The sequence below is a fragment of the Arthrobacter endolithicus genome (assembly GCF_026627425.1).
In the GTDB taxonomy this organism is placed as follows: Bacteria; Actinomycetota; Actinomycetes; order Actinomycetales; family Micrococcaceae; genus Arthrobacter_M.
The window spans coordinates 1-15,521 of the sequence record NZ_JAPNLH010000027.1; the positions used below are offsets into that span (position 1 = coordinate 1).

Genomic DNA, 15,521 nt, shown 5'->3' on the forward strand with positions numbered 1-15,521 from the left:
CCCTATCTAGACGCCATCGCGGACGAACTCAACGACCGTCCGCGCGCCGTCCTGGGATTCCTCACACCACGAGAAGCCTTCACCAAACAACTCAACGACAATGTTGCTAACACGGCTTGACACCGCCCAGTCCTCTACGCAGGGAAAGGGAGGATGAGGGGTTGCACCGGTGATGCCCGTGAGGCCGGCGTCGTCCCAGCCGTGAAATACCGTCACGTTTTCGGCTCTGGCGATTCGCAAGCACGCTTCGTCCAGGCTCAGCAGATCCATATCGGCCGCACCACGGTCGCTACTAACAGCTCGTTGCCGGACTCGGTGAAGGCCGCCCGTAGCTGGGTCAGCGGCACTACTCACGCCGGAGTCGGAGATTAATACATGGTCACGTAGCAGCTGGATCATGGTCAAAAGCCGCCCTTTCTCATGGCACGTTCCCGGTTCCTCGGCCCCGGTGAGAAACGAAACGGCGCAGCCCTGCAGGAATTTCTTCCTGGCGGGCCGCGCCGTTCGGGTAGTCCGCCGTGCGGCTGTCCCTGCCACCGCAGGTCAGCACGCACCATCGGGTGGTACGGCTACCGGCCGGTCTGGGCCTGGTCCCCGCCCCTCAGGGCAACCTGCTGCTCTGCCAGGTACTGGGCTGCCGCCCGCTGCAGATCCCGCTCCTGGGCAAGCCGTTCCGCAAGCTCGGCCAGCCGCTCCGCCGTGGCATGCTGCACGGCGGCTGTGTTGCGCTGCTGCGCAGCGTATTCGCCGACCGTGCTCAGGGCTGAACTCAGCTGCAGCTGCTGCTCAGCGAGGATCCGTTGAGTCAGCTGGATCTGTGTTGCCAAGTCCAGCTGAGCCTGAGCTTCGGCCAGTTGAGTAACTGCCGACGGGGAAGCCACCGAGTGTTTTTGCCCCTGACCTGCTCCGTCGTATGCGGGGCGTGACGGACGCCGCATCGCCGGGCCGGCGTTGTGGAGAAGGACATCGGCAAATTCGCGGTCCAGATCCGTTTCTGCGCCAGCGGGCCGGTCGGTCAGCGCCGCCGTTCCGTCGCTGAGCAGATCTGTATTTGTAGCAGTCACACCAGCGGCCACCACGGCGGTTAGGGCCTTGTCGGCAGGGCCGTCGACGGGAACAATGTCGACCGTGCGGCGCAGCGGAACCTCCTTGATCAAAAGCACCGCGATGAGTGCCAGCACGGACATAGCAGCCGCGATCGTAAAGATTAGAGCCGTTCCGTCTCCGTAGGCTGCACGCACAATCTGCGCGATCGGCGCCGGTAGGTCCTTCACGTCCAGTGAGACACCCGAACCCCCACCGGCACCCTGCACGCCGATGCTTTTCAGCCCGGTCGTCACCAGGTCGGTCACCCTGGCCCCGAGGATTGCGCCGAGCACGGAAACGCCGGCGGCGCCTCCGACGGTGCGGAAGAAGGCGACGGAACCACTGGCAGCCCCGATGTCCTTGGCCGCTACGGTGTTCTGCACGGCAAGAACCAGATTCTGCATCATCATGCCGAGTCCCAGTCCGAAGATGAAGGTGTAGATGCCGACCAGGAACAGGTCGGTGGAGTGATCAATGGTTCCGGCGAAGCCCAGGCCCACGATCAGCAACGCCGCGCCGCCGACCAGGTACGCTTTCCACTTTCCGAACCTGCTGACCAGCTGACCGGCGGCAACCGAACCGATCAGGTTCCCGGCGATCATCGGCATGGTCAGCAGACCTGCCTCGGTGGGTGTGGCCCCACGCGATACCTGATAATACTGTCCGAGGTAGCTGGACGAGGCGAACATCGCGACGCCGACGGCGATGGAGGCGATGATGGCCAGGGCCGGAGTGCGCTGGGCAATGATCTTCAGCGGGATAATCGGCTGGGCAGCCTTTGATTCCACCAGGACGAGCAGTGCCAGCATAACGACGCTGCCTCCGACCATCAGCGCACTCTGCCACGAGATCCAGTCGTAGTAGTTGGCCTGTCCGGCGAAGGAAACCCAAATCAGCAGCAGACTGACGCCCGCCGTCAGCAGGATGGATCCGGCATAGTCGATCTTGACCTTGCGCTTGATGTGCACAAGCTTCAAAGTTTTCTGCAGCAGGATCAAAGCGATGATGGCCAGCGGTACGCAAACGTAGAAGGTCCAGCGCCAGCCGAGCGGGCTGTCAACGATGAAACCGCCCAGCAGCGGGCCGCCTGCCGTGGCAACGGCCATCACGGCGCCCATGTAGCCTGAGTACCGACCGCGTTCACGCGGCGGGATGATGGTGCCGATGATGGACTGCGCGAGGGCAGTCAGTCCACCCATGGCCACACCCTGGATCACCCGTGCGGTCAGCAGTACCGGAATGGATCCCGAAAGACCCGCCAGCACCGAGCCGGCCACAAAGATAATGATGGAAAGCTGGACCAGCAGCTTTTTGTCAAAGAGGTCCGATAGCTTGCCCCAGATGGGGGTCGTCGCGGCATTGGCCAACAGCGATGCGGTAATGACCCAAGCAAAATCAGTCTGGGTGCCGTGGAGTTCTGACATGATCGTCGGGAGCGCGTTGGCAACAATAGTACTGCTCAGGATGGCCGTAAAGAGTGCTGCCAGCAGCCCGGTCAGCGCCTCGAGGATCTGCCGGTGATTCATCGGCGTGCTTTTATGCTCCGCCTGCCGTGTTGCTGCCGGTGCCGCCGGTGCGGTTGTGGCGTGATTTGCCATTAATTTTCTCCTGCAAGCGTCTGGGACTGGTGGTCCTGAATGGTTCCATATTTGTGCGTCCGCGTTTGGGGTCCGACGGCGGCACGAAGCGTCGCAGTGAGATGCTGCACGGTGTGCGCGGTACTGGCGGCTTCCTCTTCGCTCCAGCCGGCGAGCATTTGCTGCACGGTGCTGGCCCGACGATGTTCAATCTCCGCCAGATACGTCCGCCCCTTCTCGGACGCGGAGAGCAAGTAGGCTCTCCCGTCCGCGGGATCCGGCTCACGAAAAATGAAGTTGTGCTCTTCCAAGTCAGCGGCCTGCCGGCTCAACGCCGAGGCTCCTACGCCAAGCCGGGCCGCGACGTCAGAGGCACGCACCGGCTCTCCCCCGGCAACAATGCGTAAGACTCCTTCAAGTGCAACTCCTAGATCCGCTGCCTGGGCTGATGCTGTGGTTGTGCACCGCAGGGTCCGCTGTAAATCGAAAATACAGTACACCAGCTCGGCGGCGGTGTGTTGAGCGACAGGCATGCCGTCCTCCAATGATTGGTTGCCTGTAACAACTATAACTCAATCGATTGGTTAGGGCAACTAACTACCGCGTGTTTTTGATCGCAGAATTTGGGGTCCTACAGGAAGCGGAAAAATCGGACGCTAAGGCCGAGTCGAAGCGGGCGACCACTGGTCCGCAGCTTGTCGATTCAGGAAAGTCCGAGGCAATTCTGCGGCTGTTGCTGTCGCAAGGAGTGCATTGGACAGCCCGACAGACTCGCCCGCCCTGCTCGGCCCCTTTCCTGGGGTCAGTGCTCCGGCGGCGGCGCCTGTGGCAGCTGCTCCGCCTGGCCCTGTGGCGTCGCCGACTCAGGCTGCGGCGCTTGCTGCTCCTGTGGTGCCTGTGGTGTCTGTGGTGCCTGTGGTGTCTGTGGTGCCTGTGGTGTCCAAGTGAGGGTGATGTCCACCATTTCTCCGGCCTCGGCTATGTGCAGCAGCAGGTCCTGACCGAAAAATTGCTCATGAATGTCTTCCGCCCCCTCCGCGCTGACTTGCGCGGCAAGACTTTTCATCGACTGCGCCATTGCCCTGCCCCAGTCCTGCGCCTGCCGGCTGGAGGCCTGCGTCGTGGCCGTGTAAGTCTTAGACATACCCGCACTGTCCTTTCCTGATCCAACTCCGCTACCGAAAGTGAGGCAAGCGTATCAGCGGCATCCCGGCGTCGGAGGTGGCTGCGGTTCTGCACCGCGGTCTTCTCCATCCTGACCTACTTAACCCTCCAGCGGTAGTGCCGGGCCTCCTGCACGGACGTTTCGCCCCTTTCGCCAGCGGTCACTGGACCGATGGTTCGTGCATTCTGACAATGACCGTCGGGCATTGAATCCGCTGCAGCACTTCATACCCGACCTTCCCGATCTGCACTCTTTTGATGGCATCACGACCCCTGCTGCCTACCACCAGCAAACGTGAATTCCGGGCTGCCCGGACCAGCTCCTCGGCCGGGCTGAGGGGCATTGGCGCGTTCCGGGCCGGACTTTGCAGATGCACCGCCAGGTCCGGGTGTTCCTGCCGGACCGCGATAACAGCATGGGCGAGCAGGTCTTGTCCTTGCTGACCCGTTGTTGCACCCGCGTATATGGCGAGCAGGTCTTGTCCGAGTCGGGCCGCCTCGGCTGCGGCGAAGGTGATGGCTGCAACGGATTCAAGCGACCCATCGACGCCGACAATGACGCCGGAGCGTCCGCGCAGTGAGATGGCCGGAATCACGGCGACTGGACAGCGGCTCAGCGTGGCTATCTGCAGGCTGACTACGCCAGCGTCCTCGCCATGAGCGGAGCCGACACGGTCCGTGCCAATGATGACCAGATCGGCACCGGGTGAAAGGGCGGTAAGGACATCAGCCGCCTCGCCCCGGTGCAGCGCCGTATTAACCGTTACCGAGGGCGCAAGATCTCTGGCTCGGGCTGCCTCGTTCCGTAGCAGCTGCCGGGACACCTCCATCGTTGCCGCAGCCTGGGCGCGGTCGCGGGACGCCCAGTCTTCCGGAACGCAATGGATTAATGTCACCTCATGCCCCAGGGCCTGAGCCCGGCGCAGCGCCCAAAGAACGGCAGCGCCGCTCGGTGCGGAGCCATCCACGCCAACCAGCAGCAGCCCCGCCCCCGGGGCCTGTGCGGCCACTGCCCGGGCCACCTATCCAGCCAGTTCTTCGCTGATGGCGTCCACGCCGAGCCAGAGCTCGGCAAAGCTGGTGGACAGAGGAGAAAGACCAAGCCGGATACCGTTCGGGTTCCGGAAATCGGGTATGACGCCCTTTTCCCACAGTGCAGGCATGACGGTTTGAAACGTTGGGTGTTCGACGGTGATGTGGCTGCCGCGTCGCTGTGCGTCCCGCGGACTTGCCAGCGTCGCCCCCAGCGGCGCCAGGACGTCGTCGAACAAGCGCAGTGCAAAATCGGTCAAGGTGACGGACTTTGCGCGCACGGCAGCAATGCCAACCTCGTCGATCAGGGCAATCATGTCCTGCATGGCCAGCATCCCCACCACCGGCGGGGTTCCGCTGGTGAAGGCGCGGATGCCGGGGGCCGCCTCATAACGCTCCCCCATGCCGAACGGATCGGCACTGCCCAACCACCCCTGAATGGGTTGTCGCAGCACGGCTTGGTGGATCCGGCGTACGTAACCGAACGCAGGTGCGCCCGGACCCCCGTTGAGATATTTGTAGCTACAGCCAACGGCCAGGTCCACGCCCCACATGTCGAGTTCGGTAGGAACAACACCCACCGAATGGCAGAGGTCCCAAAGAATCAGGGCTCCGGCCTCGTGCGCCTGTGCGGTGAGCAGGTGCATGTCGGCCAGGTAGCCGGACCGGTAGGCGACGTGGCTGAGCACCACCAGCGCGGTCTGCTCGCTGAGCACAGCGCCGAGGTCCTGCGCGCGCACGCCGCCGTCACGGGGCGGATGGATCCACCGCAATGTTAGCCCGCACTCGCTGGCAATGCCCTCCAGGACAAAGCGGTCGGTGGGGAAGTTGTCCGTATCCAGGACCACTTCCCTGCGCCCGGGCCGTGCGGCGACGGCGGCCCGGCACAGCTTGTAGAGCAGCACGGTGGTCGAGTCCCCTATCGTGACCTGACCCGGCCCGGCACCGAGTGCCACCCGTCCCAGATCGTCCCCAATTTTGCCCGGGAGAGCGAGCCAGCCCTCGTCCCAGCCGCGAATCAACCGGCCGGCCCATTGAGTCTGCAGAAAGTTCGCGATTCGCCCGGCACTGGCAGTCAGCGGCCGGCCGAGCGAGTTTCCGTCAAGATAGGAAACTACGGCGGGGTCATCGCTGCCGAGAAATCCCGTGCGGTATCCGCTGAGGGCATCACCCAGATCGAGTTCTTGTGCGGCAAGGAACGTTGGCCGCCCGGCGTCGACGGTCGAGGCGGGCGTGGCGCCGTTGGGGCTCTCAGTCATGTGTTCCAGCTTACTGGCCGCTTAGAGCGCAGCCACGCTCCCACAGAAGTGCCTGCGGCCGGAGTGCACATTCCAGCCAACATACTCCGAACGCTGCCAGAGTCCGTCGTCGTTGCGCGTGTCCGTTATATGTACCGCTACCGATGCGGGCAGGAAGACGGGCGCCTCAAAGGTAATCTCCCAGGAAAAGGCGTCCGGTTCCGGCGAGCCGACGTCGGAGAGCACGCGCGCCGCCAGATACATCCCGTGCGCCAAGGATCGCCGCATGCCCAGTACCTTCGCGGAGAGGACGCTGAGGTGAATGGGGTTAAAGTCACCGGAGACGGCGGCATAGGCCCTGCCGGCATCGACCCCGAGCCGCCATAGCGCCGTCGGATCCGGCGGGTTGAACGGCGTGTTCGCAGCATCCCACCCCACACCGGGAGCGGCAGGTTTGTCCACGCCGGGCAGGAAGACGCCCTTGGCCAAATACGTTGAGACTCCTCGCCAGAGCAGCTCGGCAGAACCATCGGCACGGACCTCAACGACGACTTCAACCTGCGTGCCGGCCCGGTGTCCGCTGAGCCTACGCGCCCAAGACCTGATCGACACCGGCTGGGTGTACAGGACGGGTCCAAGATGCCGCACGCGGTTCTTCAAGTGGATCATCCCCAGCAGCGGCAACGGAAAATCCTCGCTGACCATGACACTCATGGCCACGGGAAAGGCCATCGCATGGATAAAGCCTGAAGGCATAACGTCGCGCGCGGGCTTGCCCAGCAGATGTTGATACTCGGTCATTTTCGCGAGATCCGCAACCACGCCTCGTACTTCATGGCAGCGCGGCGGCAACGAGGTGTGGGAAGCTCCGCCCAGAACCCTTGATTTTGCCGCGGCAGCCGCCGCATTGACATACAGCTTTGACAACGAGGGCATGCCGGTCAGGACGTGCACCTGCTCATGCGCCGCCGGGCCGCTCATTGCCCCACCATGTTCTGACCGCAGACTCTGAGCACCGTACCGTTAATTCCAGCCGAAGACCCTGCCGCAAGGAAGGCTACGGCTTCGGCCACGTCCTCTGGACGGCCCCCCTGCTGCAGGCTATTGAGCCGGCGTGCAACTTCGCGGGTGGCAAACGGGATCTTCTGAGTCATCCCGGTTTCGATAAATCCGGGTGCAACGGCATTGATAGAACCACCAAAGGGTTCCATCAGACGTGCCGTTGCCGCCACCATGCCGATGACCGCGGCCTTGGACGCGGCATAGTTGGTCTGCCCCCGGTTGCCGGCAATGCCGCTGGTGGAAGCCACGGAGATGATCCGAGGATGATCATGGAACAGCTCCGACGCCAGGAAATCACGGTTCATGCGCAACTGCGCGGAGATATTCACGGCAATCACGGAGTCCCATCGCGCCGCGTCCATGTTGGCAAGGAGCTTGTCCCGCGTGATGCCCGCGTTGTGCACCACAATATCCAGCCGCCCGTGCCGCTGCCTGGCATGGGCCAGAATGCGCTCTCCGGCGTCGTCGGCCGTGATGTCCAGCTGTAGAGCCGTGCCGCGAACGTCGTTGGCGACGGCGGCCAAAGGCTCGCCGGCGGCCGGTACGTCCACCGCTATCACGTCCGCACCGTCGCGGTGCAACGTCCGGGCGATCGCTGCTCCTATCCCCCGGGCAGCACCAGTGACGGCGGCGACCCTTCCTGCCAGCGGACGGTCCCAGGCCTGCGGCAGTTCCCCGCTCCCGGTGGCAACGGTCAGGAACTGACCGTCCACGAAGGCCGACCGGCCGGAAAGGAAGAACCGCAAGGCTCCCATGACGCCGGCGGCTGTCGTATGCGCGCCGGCGCCGAGAATTATCCCGTTCGCCGTCGCGCCGTGCCGCAGTTCCTTGGCCATGGAGCGCAGGATGCCATCGACGGCTTTACGACCGGCAGCGGCAGCGGGGTCAAGGTCTGCGGACGCCGATCGCGAAATGGTCACAACGCGGCCGTTCGCGGCCAAGTCCCGCAAGGATGCGCCGACCGAGCGGACCGGCCCGGAAAGCTCGCTCGGGTCAGCGAGCTCGTCAAGGACAAGAATAATGGCGCCGAGTCTAGTCTTGGGCGCCGCATGCCGCCGGACGTCCAAATCCCAGTCCAGCAACCGGGTGGCCAGCGCGTCGGCACCTGCTGAACTGCCCTCAACCAAGACGGGCCCCGTGATCAGCGGCGCGCCGGACTCGTAACGTCGAAGGATGGCCGGCTGCGGCAGTCCCAGACGGGAGGCCAGGTCCCTGCCGAGCCCGGCACTGACAAATCGCGTGTACTTGTCGCTTTGCCGATCGGGCCGGCTGGGCCCGGTGGAATGCGTTCCGGCTGCAGACCGCATGTTCTTCGCCATCGCTCTACCTCGATTCCAGGATGGCCGCAACGCCTTGGCCACCGGCCGCGCAAACAGAGATAAGGCCACGGGCCGGACGTCCATCCACCGTGCCCTTATGATGCAGCAACTTGGCGAGCGAGGCAACCAGCCGGCCGCCGGTGGCAGCAAACGGGTGACCAGCCGCCAGCGAGGAGCCATTGACATTGAGTCTGCTGCGGTCAACCGAGCCGAACGCGCCCTCCAGTCCCAGGCGGCTACGTCCAAATTCCACGTCCTCCCACGCCGCGAGAGTGCTCAGAACGGTACCGGCAAATGCCTCGTGGATTTCTATGAAATCGAAGTCCGCCAGAGACAAGGCGTTGCGCGCAAGCAGCCGCGGCACCGCGAAGACCGGAGCCATCAGCAGTCCATCCGCACCGTGCACAAAGTCGACCGCCGCTGCTTCGCCGTCCACTACGCTCGCCAGCATCGGCAGATCGTGCGCCCGGGCCCATTCCTCGGAGGCAAGCAGCACGGTCGAAGCGCCGTCGGTCAGCGGCGTGGAATTGCCGGCGGTCATGGTTGCCTCACCGCCCAGGCTCACCCCGAACGCGGGCTTGAGCTTGGCGAGCTTCGCCAAGGACGAATCTGCCCGAAGGTTCGAATCCCGCGTCAGCCCCCGGTAAGGGGTCAGGAGGTCGTCGAAGAAACCCCGGTCATAGGCGGCGGCAAGGTTTTTGTGGCTGGCCAGCGCGAGTTCATCCTGACTCTGCCGGTTGATCTTCCACGCGGCCGTAGTCAGGGCCTGGTGCTCGCCCATCGACAGACCCGTACGCGGCTCCGCGGTGGAGGGAGCGTCAGGGGCGAGGTCCTTCGGACGGATACGGGACAGGATACTGAGTCTTTGCGTCAATGTCCTGGCCCTGCTCAGGTCCAAGAGGATCCCTCGGAGCCCTTCGCTGACGGCAATCGGGGCATCCGAGGCGGAGTCCACTCCGCCGGCGATGCCTGACTCTATCTGGCCAAGCTTGATCTTGTTGGCGAGGCCGAGAACGGTCTCCAGCCCGGTCGCGCAGGCCTGCTGCAGATCGTACGCCGGCGTTTCCGGGGACAGTGCTGACCCCAGGACTGCTTCACGGGTGAGGTTGAAATCGCGCGAATGTTTCAGCACGGCTCCCGCCGCGACCTCTCCGATTCGTTCGTCCTGCAGTCCAAAGCGGGCAATAAGTCCGTCCAGCGCCGCTGTGAGCATGTCCTGGTTGGACGATTTAGCGTATGCACCGCCGGCACGCGCGAACGGTATACGATTTCCGCCGATGATGACGGCCCTGCGCACCTGCACGGGGTTAGCTGGCGAACTATTGGCGTCGGTATCGGTCATGCTGAATCTCCCTTGATGTCCCGCAATTACTGATACCTAGCGTACCTGATACGCTCGGTATCGTGAACAAAACGCAGCCGGTGCCGGGCTCCCACGGGCCTGCCCCCGTCACGTCGGGCGGACCTGCCGTGGACGGCCGCAGCGCGCGCTGGGACGCCCATCGGGGCGAGCGGCGCCGGTCCCTGATCAAAGAATCCAGGCGTGTGATCCACCTGCTGGGAGCCGACGCCTCAATGGAGGACATTGCCGCAGCCGCCGGGACCAGCAAGTCGGTGTTCTACCGCTATTTCGGTGATAAGGCAGGTCTGCAGCAGGCAGTAGGCGAGGTGGTGATCGCGCAGATGCAGCAGAAGATCCTTGATGCGGCGAAAACGGCCACCTCCCCACGGCAGGGCCTGTCGAATATGATCTCCGCCTATCTGGAAATGGCGGAGACCTCCCCCAACGTCTACGCCTTTGCCACCCATGTCCCGGCAGGAGAATCCGGCCTAGGACGCGGAGCAGCCCAGACCGCTGGAGCGCTGGGCACTTTCTTCGACAAAATCACCGCCATGATCGCGGAGCCTATGCGTGCCCATTTTTCCCAGACGGGGTCCACGGCTCCGCAGTATTGGCCGGCGGCGGCCATCGGCCTGGTCCGGACCGCTGGTGAACTCTGGCTCACCACTGCGGCGTCATCGGAAAAGCCCGATCACGCCGCCATGGCCGAACAGCTGACGACGTGGCTCTTCCTGGGAATAGCTCCGGAGATCGAACAGCAAAGAATTCACCATACGACTTCACGAACCTCCAACCCGCATACTAAGCGTTAAGGAACATCATGACTAACCTAATCACCGGAAGTTCACAGGCTAAGGCCGCCGATCCTGGGGTGGACGTTGCTGCACTGGGCGAATTGCTGTTGGGCAAATGGGCCCACACTCGTCGGCGGGCGCGCGCGCTGGCTGCCCGGCCGGAAGTGCACAAGATTGAGGGATTGACGCATACCGAGCATCGGACGCGGGTCTTTGGGCAACTGAAGTTTCTCGTCGAGAACAAGGCGGTGCACCGGGCGTTTCCCACCCGGATGGGCGGTTCGGATGACCACGGAGGCAACGTTGCGGGGTTCCAGGAACTCGTCACCGCGGATCCGTCGCTGCAGATCAAGGCCGGCGTTCAGTGGGGCCTCTTTGGTTCCGCGGTGCTGCACCTGGGCAGCGAGGAACACCAGAATAAATGGCTCCCAGGCATCATGAACCTGGACATTCCCGGCTGCTTTGCCATGACCGAAATCGGTCACGGTTCCGACGTCGCCTCGATCGGCACCACAGCGACCTTCGATCCCGCAACCGATGAGTTCGTCATCAACACACCCTTCCGCGCCGCCTGGAAGGAGTACATCGGCAATGCGGCCGTGGACGGACTCGCCGCCGTCGTCTTTGCGCAACTCATCACCAAGGGAGTCAACCACGGCGTGCATGCCTTTTATGTCGAGCTCAGGGACCCTGCCACTCAAGAGTTCCTCCCGGGGGTAGGTGGTCAGGACGACGGCATCAAGGGCGGGCTAAACGGGATCGACAATGGTCAGCTGCACTTCAGTGACCTACGAATACCGCGGACAAACCTGCTCAACCGTTACGGCGATGTGGCTGCCGATGGCAGCTACAGCTCGCCAATTGCCAGCCCCGGCCGACGGTTCTTCACGATGCTCGGAACCCTTGTCCAGGGGCGTGTTTCACTGGATGGAGCTGCCGTAGCGGCAAGCAAGGTAGCCCTGAAAATTGCGGTGCAGTACGCCACCGAACGCCGCCAGTTCAACGCTGCCTCGGAGACCGAGGAGGAAGTACTGCTGGATTACCAGCGCCATCAGCGCCGCCTGCTGCCGCGCCTGGCCACGACCTACGCTGCCAGCTTCGCCCACGAGCAACTGCTGGAAAAATTTGACGGTGTCTTTTCCGGCACCCAGGACACAGACGCGGACCGGCAGGATCTGGAGACGCTGGCGGCCGCCCTGAAATCCATGTCCACCTGGCATGCACTGGACACCCTGCAGGAGTGTCGGGAGGCCTGCGGCGGTGCGGGGTTCATGATTGAGAACCGGTTCGCCTCGCTGCGGGCGGATCTGGATATTTACACCACCTTTGAGGGCGACAACACGGTGCTGCTCCAGCTGGTGGCCAAGCGTTTACTGGCGGACTACGCCCGTGAATTCAGCAGCGTCGACTTCGGCGTACTTGCACGCTACGCCTTCAGCCAGGCAGCGGACCTCACGCTGAATAAAACCGGGCTTCGTCAGGTGGCACAGTTTGTGGCGGACAGCGGCTCGGTGCAGAAGTCGGTGCTCGCGCTGCGCGGCGAGGACGGCCAACGTGCCCTGCTGACCGAACGCGTCCAGACCATGGTTGCCGAGGTAGCCGGTGCGCTCAAGGATGCCGCGAAACTTCCGCAGCCCAGCGCCGCTGGAGTTTTCAACCGCCACCAGAACGATCTGATAGAGGCGGCACGGGCACACGCTCAATTACTGCAGTGGGAAGCCTTTACCGAAGGCCTGAGCCGCGTTGAGGACCCGGGAACAAAGGAAGTCCTGACGTGGCTCCGTGATCTGTTCGGGCTCAGCCTGATTGAAAAGCACCTCTCCTGGTACCTGATGAACGGCCGGATTTCCATGCAGCGCGCCCGCACCGTCGGCGGGTACATCAACCGGCTGCTGGCCAAGCTCCGGCCGCACGCGCTGGACCTGGTGGATGCCTTCGGCTATGGCCCGGACCATCTGCGGGCTCCGATTGCCGCCGGGATTGAGAAGTCCCGCCAGGATGAAGCAGCGGACTACTTCCGACGCCAGCGCGCCAGCGGGACGGCCCCGATGGATGAAAAGGTCCTCCTGCTCAAGCAGCGTGCCGCCGCGAAATAGGCATCCAGAAGTAGATATATGAACGTGCGCCACAGGCGTATTTGGCGTCCAGCCACCGGGTGCACCCGTGATCCCCGTACCGAGGTCAGAGAACGGAGCGGTAGACATCCAAGGTAGCTTCCGCTATCGAGTCCCAGGAAAAGAGTTCGCGGGCCCGGGCCCGTCCTGCCTCACCCATAGTGCGGGCCCGTGCCGGATCCTTCAGTACTGAAATCAGCGCGTCCGCGAAGTCGCTGACAAACCTGTCCGGATCCAGCGGCGTCCCAGTGCCGTCATTGACTTGTTCCAACGGAACCAGCAGACCGGTCACACCGTCGTCCACTACCTCGGGGATGCCCCCGGTGGCGCTTGCGACGACGGCGGCGCCGCAGGCCATGGCTTCGAGGTTGACGATACCGAGCGGCTCGTAGATGGACGGGCAGGCGAAGACGGTGGCGTGGCTGAGCACCTGAATCAGCTCGTTGCGCGGCAGCATGCGCTCTATGACGACGACGCCGTCGCGTTCGCGCCGCAGCCCCTCAATCAGCGAGTTGACCTCGGCGCCAAGCTGGGGGGTGTCGGCCGCACCGGCGCAGAGCACTATCTGCACCTCAGGCGGCAGCAGCGCCGCCGCTTTCAGCAGATACGGTACGCCCTTCTGCCGGGTCACCCGTCCCACCCAGACCACGCTGGGACGTCCGGGATCGATGCCGAGCGAGGTGACGACGTCGTCGGTCTCATCCCGTTGCCAGGCAGCGACGTCGATGCCGTTATGCACAACCTTTACCCGTGCCGGATCCACCTGAGGATAGCAGCGCAGAATATCCTGGCGCATGCCATCAGAGACGGCAATGATGGCAGCCGCGGCCTCATAGGCGGTCTTCTCCACCCAGGATGACACCGCGTAACCCCCGCCGAGCTGCTCGGCCTTCCAGGGCCGCAGCGGCTCCAACGAGTGGGCGCTGAGCACGTGCGGGATTCCGTGCAGTAACGCCGCCAGGTGCCCGGCCATGTTGGCATACCAGGTATGCGAATGGACCAAATCGGCGCCAGCGATATCCGGCACTATCTGCAGGTCGACCCCGAGGGTCTGCAGCGCCGCATTGGCGTTGGCCAGGCCTGCAGGGGAAGGATACGAACTTACCGTGGCGCCATGATAGTCCTCCGGCCGTGCCCCACCGAAGGCATGCACCCGCAGATCCACCTCGCGGGCCAGCACCCGACTCAGCTCAGCTACGTGCACTCCGGCACCACCGTAGATTTCGGGCGGGAACTCTTTGGTCACAATATCGATTCGCACTCTCTCAAGGTAGCCGGTTTCGGCGCTTTTGATCTAGTGTGAAGAGCACCGGCCACCAGCCGGGGGCGGAAACTCGCCGTCATCATTGTCTAGGGGGTATGGCCATGAGCTATAGGAATAAGAAAGTTCTGGCAATTGTCCTCGCCGGCGGCGAGGGGAAGCGGCTGATGCCGCTCACCGCGGACCGCGCGAAACCGGCGGTGCCGTTCGCAGGCGGTTACCGTCTGATTGACTTTGCCCTCTCGAATCTGGCCAACTCCGGTTATCTGAAGGTTGTCGTTCTCACGCAGTACAAGTCCCATAGCCTTGACCGGCACGTTTCCGAGACGTGGAGGTTGTCCACCCTGCTGGGCAACTATGTTGCGTCCGTTCCTGCGCAGCAACGGGTCGGCAAGAGCTGGTTTCTGGGCAGCGCCAACGCCATCTATCAGTCGCTTAACCTCATCCGCGATGCCGTGCCGGATATTGTTGTCGTGGTCGGGGCCGATCACGTGTACCGGATGGACTTTGCGCAGATGGTGCGCAGCCACGTGGACTCCGGTGCCAGGGCCACCGTTGCTGCGGTGCGTCAGCCGCTGACCATGGCAGATCAGTTTGGCGTCATCGAAGTGGCCGGTGGAAGCGCGGCTGCAGAGACGTACCAAAAGATCTCGGCCTTTGTGGAGAAGCCCGCGACGACGCCGGGGCTCGCCGCCGATCCCACGCAGTTTCTAGCGTCCATGGGCAACTACGTCTTCGATACTGATGCCCTGGTCGAGGCCCTGCATCACGACGCCCAGCGCCTGGATACGAAGCACGATATGGGCGGCGACATCATTCCGTACTTCGTGGACCGCGGCGAGGCCTTTGCCTACGACTTCACCGTCAACGATATCCCCGGTGCCACGGACCGTGACCGCACCTACTGGCGCGATGTGGGGACGATCGATTCCTACTATGACGCACAGATGGATCTGATTTCCCCGCTGCCGGTCTTCAATCTGTACAACAGCGAGTGGCCGATCTTTACCCGGCAGAGTGTTGACCCGCCGGCTAAGTTCGTTCGCGGCGAATATAACACTGTTGGCATCGCCATGGACTCCATCGTCTCCAGCGGCGTCTTGATTTCCGGAGGCATCGTGGAGCATAGCGTCCTATCGCATGGTGTCTTCGTGGGTGCCGGAGCCAGGGTTGTCAGTTCGGTGCTGATAGACAACGTGGTCATCGGTGCCGGGGCGGTCGTCAAGCGGGCCATCCTTGACAAAAACGTGAGGGTCCCCGCCGGAGCAACGATAGGACTGGATCACGAACTTGACCGAAGCCGCGGCTACACGGTGACGGATTCAGGGCTGACGGTGCTCAGTAAGGACCAGCACGTGCCTGAGCCGGACGACCGAGAGCGTGAGCTGGCCCGGCATGCATCTGCGGCTATCCCCGAAGCGGTGCTGATAGCCGGAGAACGCCAGCCGGAGGTGCGCGAGTCCGCGGAAAAGATCTCACGGAGCTATTTTCATGCCGTGCGGGCGGGGGACGCTGGCCGGATCCTGTAAAAT

12 protein-coding genes and 2 pseudogenes are annotated in these 15,521 nt (G+C 63.4%); 4 read left to right on the top strand and 10 right to left on the bottom strand.

Translation table 11 applies throughout. The features are described 5' to 3' along the window. Positions 1-120: pseudogene (locus tag OS914_RS18340) on the top strand (IS30 family transposase); the annotation flags it as partial. 24 nt (positions 121-144) lie between these two features. Here the strand turns inward: OS914_RS18340 and OS914_RS18345 are convergent. The 9 genes and pseudogenes from OS914_RS18345 to OS914_RS16585 form a co-directional block, all read right to left on the bottom strand. Beyond that, positions 145-399 (bottom strand): annotated as a pseudogene (locus OS914_RS18345) (encapsulin); the annotation flags it as partial. A gap of 170 nt (positions 400-569) precedes the next feature. Next, positions 570-2,684: an MFS transporter gene (locus OS914_RS16550; RefSeq protein WP_267547160.1), complete on the bottom strand. Its 2,115-nt coding sequence runs from the start codon at positions 2,682-2,684 to the stop codon at positions 570-572. Further along, positions 2,684-3,196: a MarR family winged helix-turn-helix transcriptional regulator gene (locus OS914_RS16555; protein WP_267547161.1), complete on the bottom strand. Its 513-nt coding sequence runs from the start codon at positions 3,194-3,196 to the stop codon at positions 2,684-2,686. Before OS914_RS16555 ends, OS914_RS16550 begins: the two co-directional genes overlap by 1 nt. Positions 3,197-3,465: 269 nt before the next feature. Continuing rightward, the gene (locus tag OS914_RS16560; RefSeq protein WP_267547162.1) at positions 3,466-3,807 is read right to left on the bottom strand and encodes a hypothetical protein; all 342 of its coding nucleotides are present in this window, start codon (positions 3,805-3,807) and stop codon (positions 3,466-3,468) included. Positions 3,808-3,988: 181 nt separating this feature from the next. Beyond that, the gene (locus OS914_RS16565) at positions 3,989-4,837 is read right to left on the bottom strand and encodes a universal stress protein (protein ID WP_267547163.1); all 849 of its coding nucleotides are present in this window, start codon (positions 4,835-4,837) and stop codon (positions 3,989-3,991) included. 12 nt (positions 4,838-4,849) lie between these two features. Beyond that, on the bottom strand, positions 4,850-6,118 hold the full coding sequence (locus OS914_RS16570) for a kynureninase (RefSeq protein WP_267547164.1): 1,269 nt from the start codon (positions 6,116-6,118) through the stop codon (positions 4,850-4,852). A 21-nt stretch (positions 6,119-6,139) separates the two neighbouring features. Continuing rightward, the gene (locus tag OS914_RS16575; protein ID WP_267547165.1) at positions 6,140-7,078 is read right to left on the bottom strand and encodes a MaoC family dehydratase; all 939 of its coding nucleotides are present in this window, start codon (positions 7,076-7,078) and stop codon (positions 6,140-6,142) included. Next, positions 7,075-8,466: a 3-oxoacyl-ACP reductase gene (locus tag OS914_RS16580; RefSeq protein ID WP_267547192.1), complete on the bottom strand. Its 1,392-nt coding sequence runs from the start codon at positions 8,464-8,466 to the stop codon at positions 7,075-7,077. The genes OS914_RS16575 and OS914_RS16580 overlap by 4 nt, the downstream gene beginning before the upstream one ends. Before the next feature lie 16 nt (positions 8,467-8,482). Then, on the bottom strand, positions 8,483-9,820 hold the full coding sequence (locus OS914_RS16585) for an acetyl-CoA C-acetyltransferase (protein WP_267547166.1): 1,338 nt from the start codon (positions 9,818-9,820) through the stop codon (positions 8,483-8,485). 62 nt (positions 9,821-9,882) lie between these two features. Here OS914_RS16585 and OS914_RS16590 point away from each other — a divergent pair, with 62 nt between their 5' ends. Both OS914_RS16590 and OS914_RS16595 read left to right on the top strand, forming a co-directional pair. Then, positions 9,883-10,632 carry a TetR/AcrR family transcriptional regulator gene (locus OS914_RS16590; RefSeq protein WP_267547167.1) on the top strand — a complete coding sequence of 250 codons (750 nt, stop codon included), beginning with the start codon at positions 9,883-9,885 and terminating at the stop codon, positions 10,630-10,632. 8 nt (positions 10,633-10,640) lie between these two features. Continuing rightward, the gene (locus OS914_RS16595) at positions 10,641-12,710 is read left to right on the top strand and encodes an acyl-CoA dehydrogenase family protein (protein WP_267547168.1); all 2,070 of its coding nucleotides are present in this window, start codon (positions 10,641-10,643) and stop codon (positions 12,708-12,710) included. A gap of 85 nt (positions 12,711-12,795) precedes the next feature. Here the strand turns inward: OS914_RS16595 and glgA are convergent, their stop codons facing one another. Then, the gene (glgA, locus tag OS914_RS16600; protein ID WP_267547169.1) at positions 12,796-13,989 is read right to left on the bottom strand and encodes a glycogen synthase; all 1,194 of its coding nucleotides are present in this window, start codon (positions 13,987-13,989) and stop codon (positions 12,796-12,798) included. 104 nt (positions 13,990-14,093) lie between these two features. On the opposite strand from glgA, the gene glgC reads away from it, so the two are divergent. Beyond that, positions 14,094-15,518: a glucose-1-phosphate adenylyltransferase gene (gene glgC, locus OS914_RS16605; RefSeq protein WP_267547170.1), complete on the top strand. Its 1,425-nt coding sequence runs from the start codon at positions 14,094-14,096 to the stop codon at positions 15,516-15,518. The last annotated feature ends 3 nt before the right edge of the window (positions 15,519-15,521 follow it).

Bases quoted from the DNA above. Each gene is read 5' to 3' on its own strand.
- OS914_RS16550 (WP_267547160.1), bottom strand. From the start codon at position 2,684: ATGGCAAATCACGCCACAACCGCACCGGCGGCACCGGCAGCAACACGG.
- OS914_RS16555 (WP_267547161.1), bottom strand. From the start codon at position 3,196: ATGCCTGTCGCTCAACACACCGCCGCCGAGCTGGTGTACTGTATTTTC.
- OS914_RS16560 (WP_267547162.1), bottom strand. From the start codon at position 3,807: ATGTCTAAGACTTACACGGCCACGACGCAGGCCTCCAGCCGGCAGGCG.
- OS914_RS16570 (WP_267547164.1), bottom strand. From the start codon at position 6,118: ATGACTGAGAGCCCCAACGGCGCCACGCCCGCCTCGACCGTCGACGCC.
- OS914_RS16575 (WP_267547165.1), bottom strand. From the start codon at position 7,078: ATGAGCGGCCCGGCGGCGCATGAGCAGGTGCACGTCCTGACCGGCATG.
- OS914_RS16580 (WP_267547192.1), bottom strand. From the start codon at position 8,466: ATGCGGTCTGCAGCCGGAACGCATTCCACCGGGCCCAGCCGGCCCGAT.
- OS914_RS16585 (WP_267547166.1), bottom strand. From the start codon at position 9,820: ATGACCGATACCGACGCCAATAGTTCGCCAGCTAACCCCGTGCAGGTG.
- OS914_RS16595 (WP_267547168.1), top strand. From the start codon at position 10,641: ATGACTAACCTAATCACCGGAAGTTCACAGGCTAAGGCCGCCGATCCT.
- glgC (WP_267547170.1), top strand. From the start codon at position 14,094: ATGAGCTATAGGAATAAGAAAGTTCTGGCAATTGTCCTCGCCGGCGGC.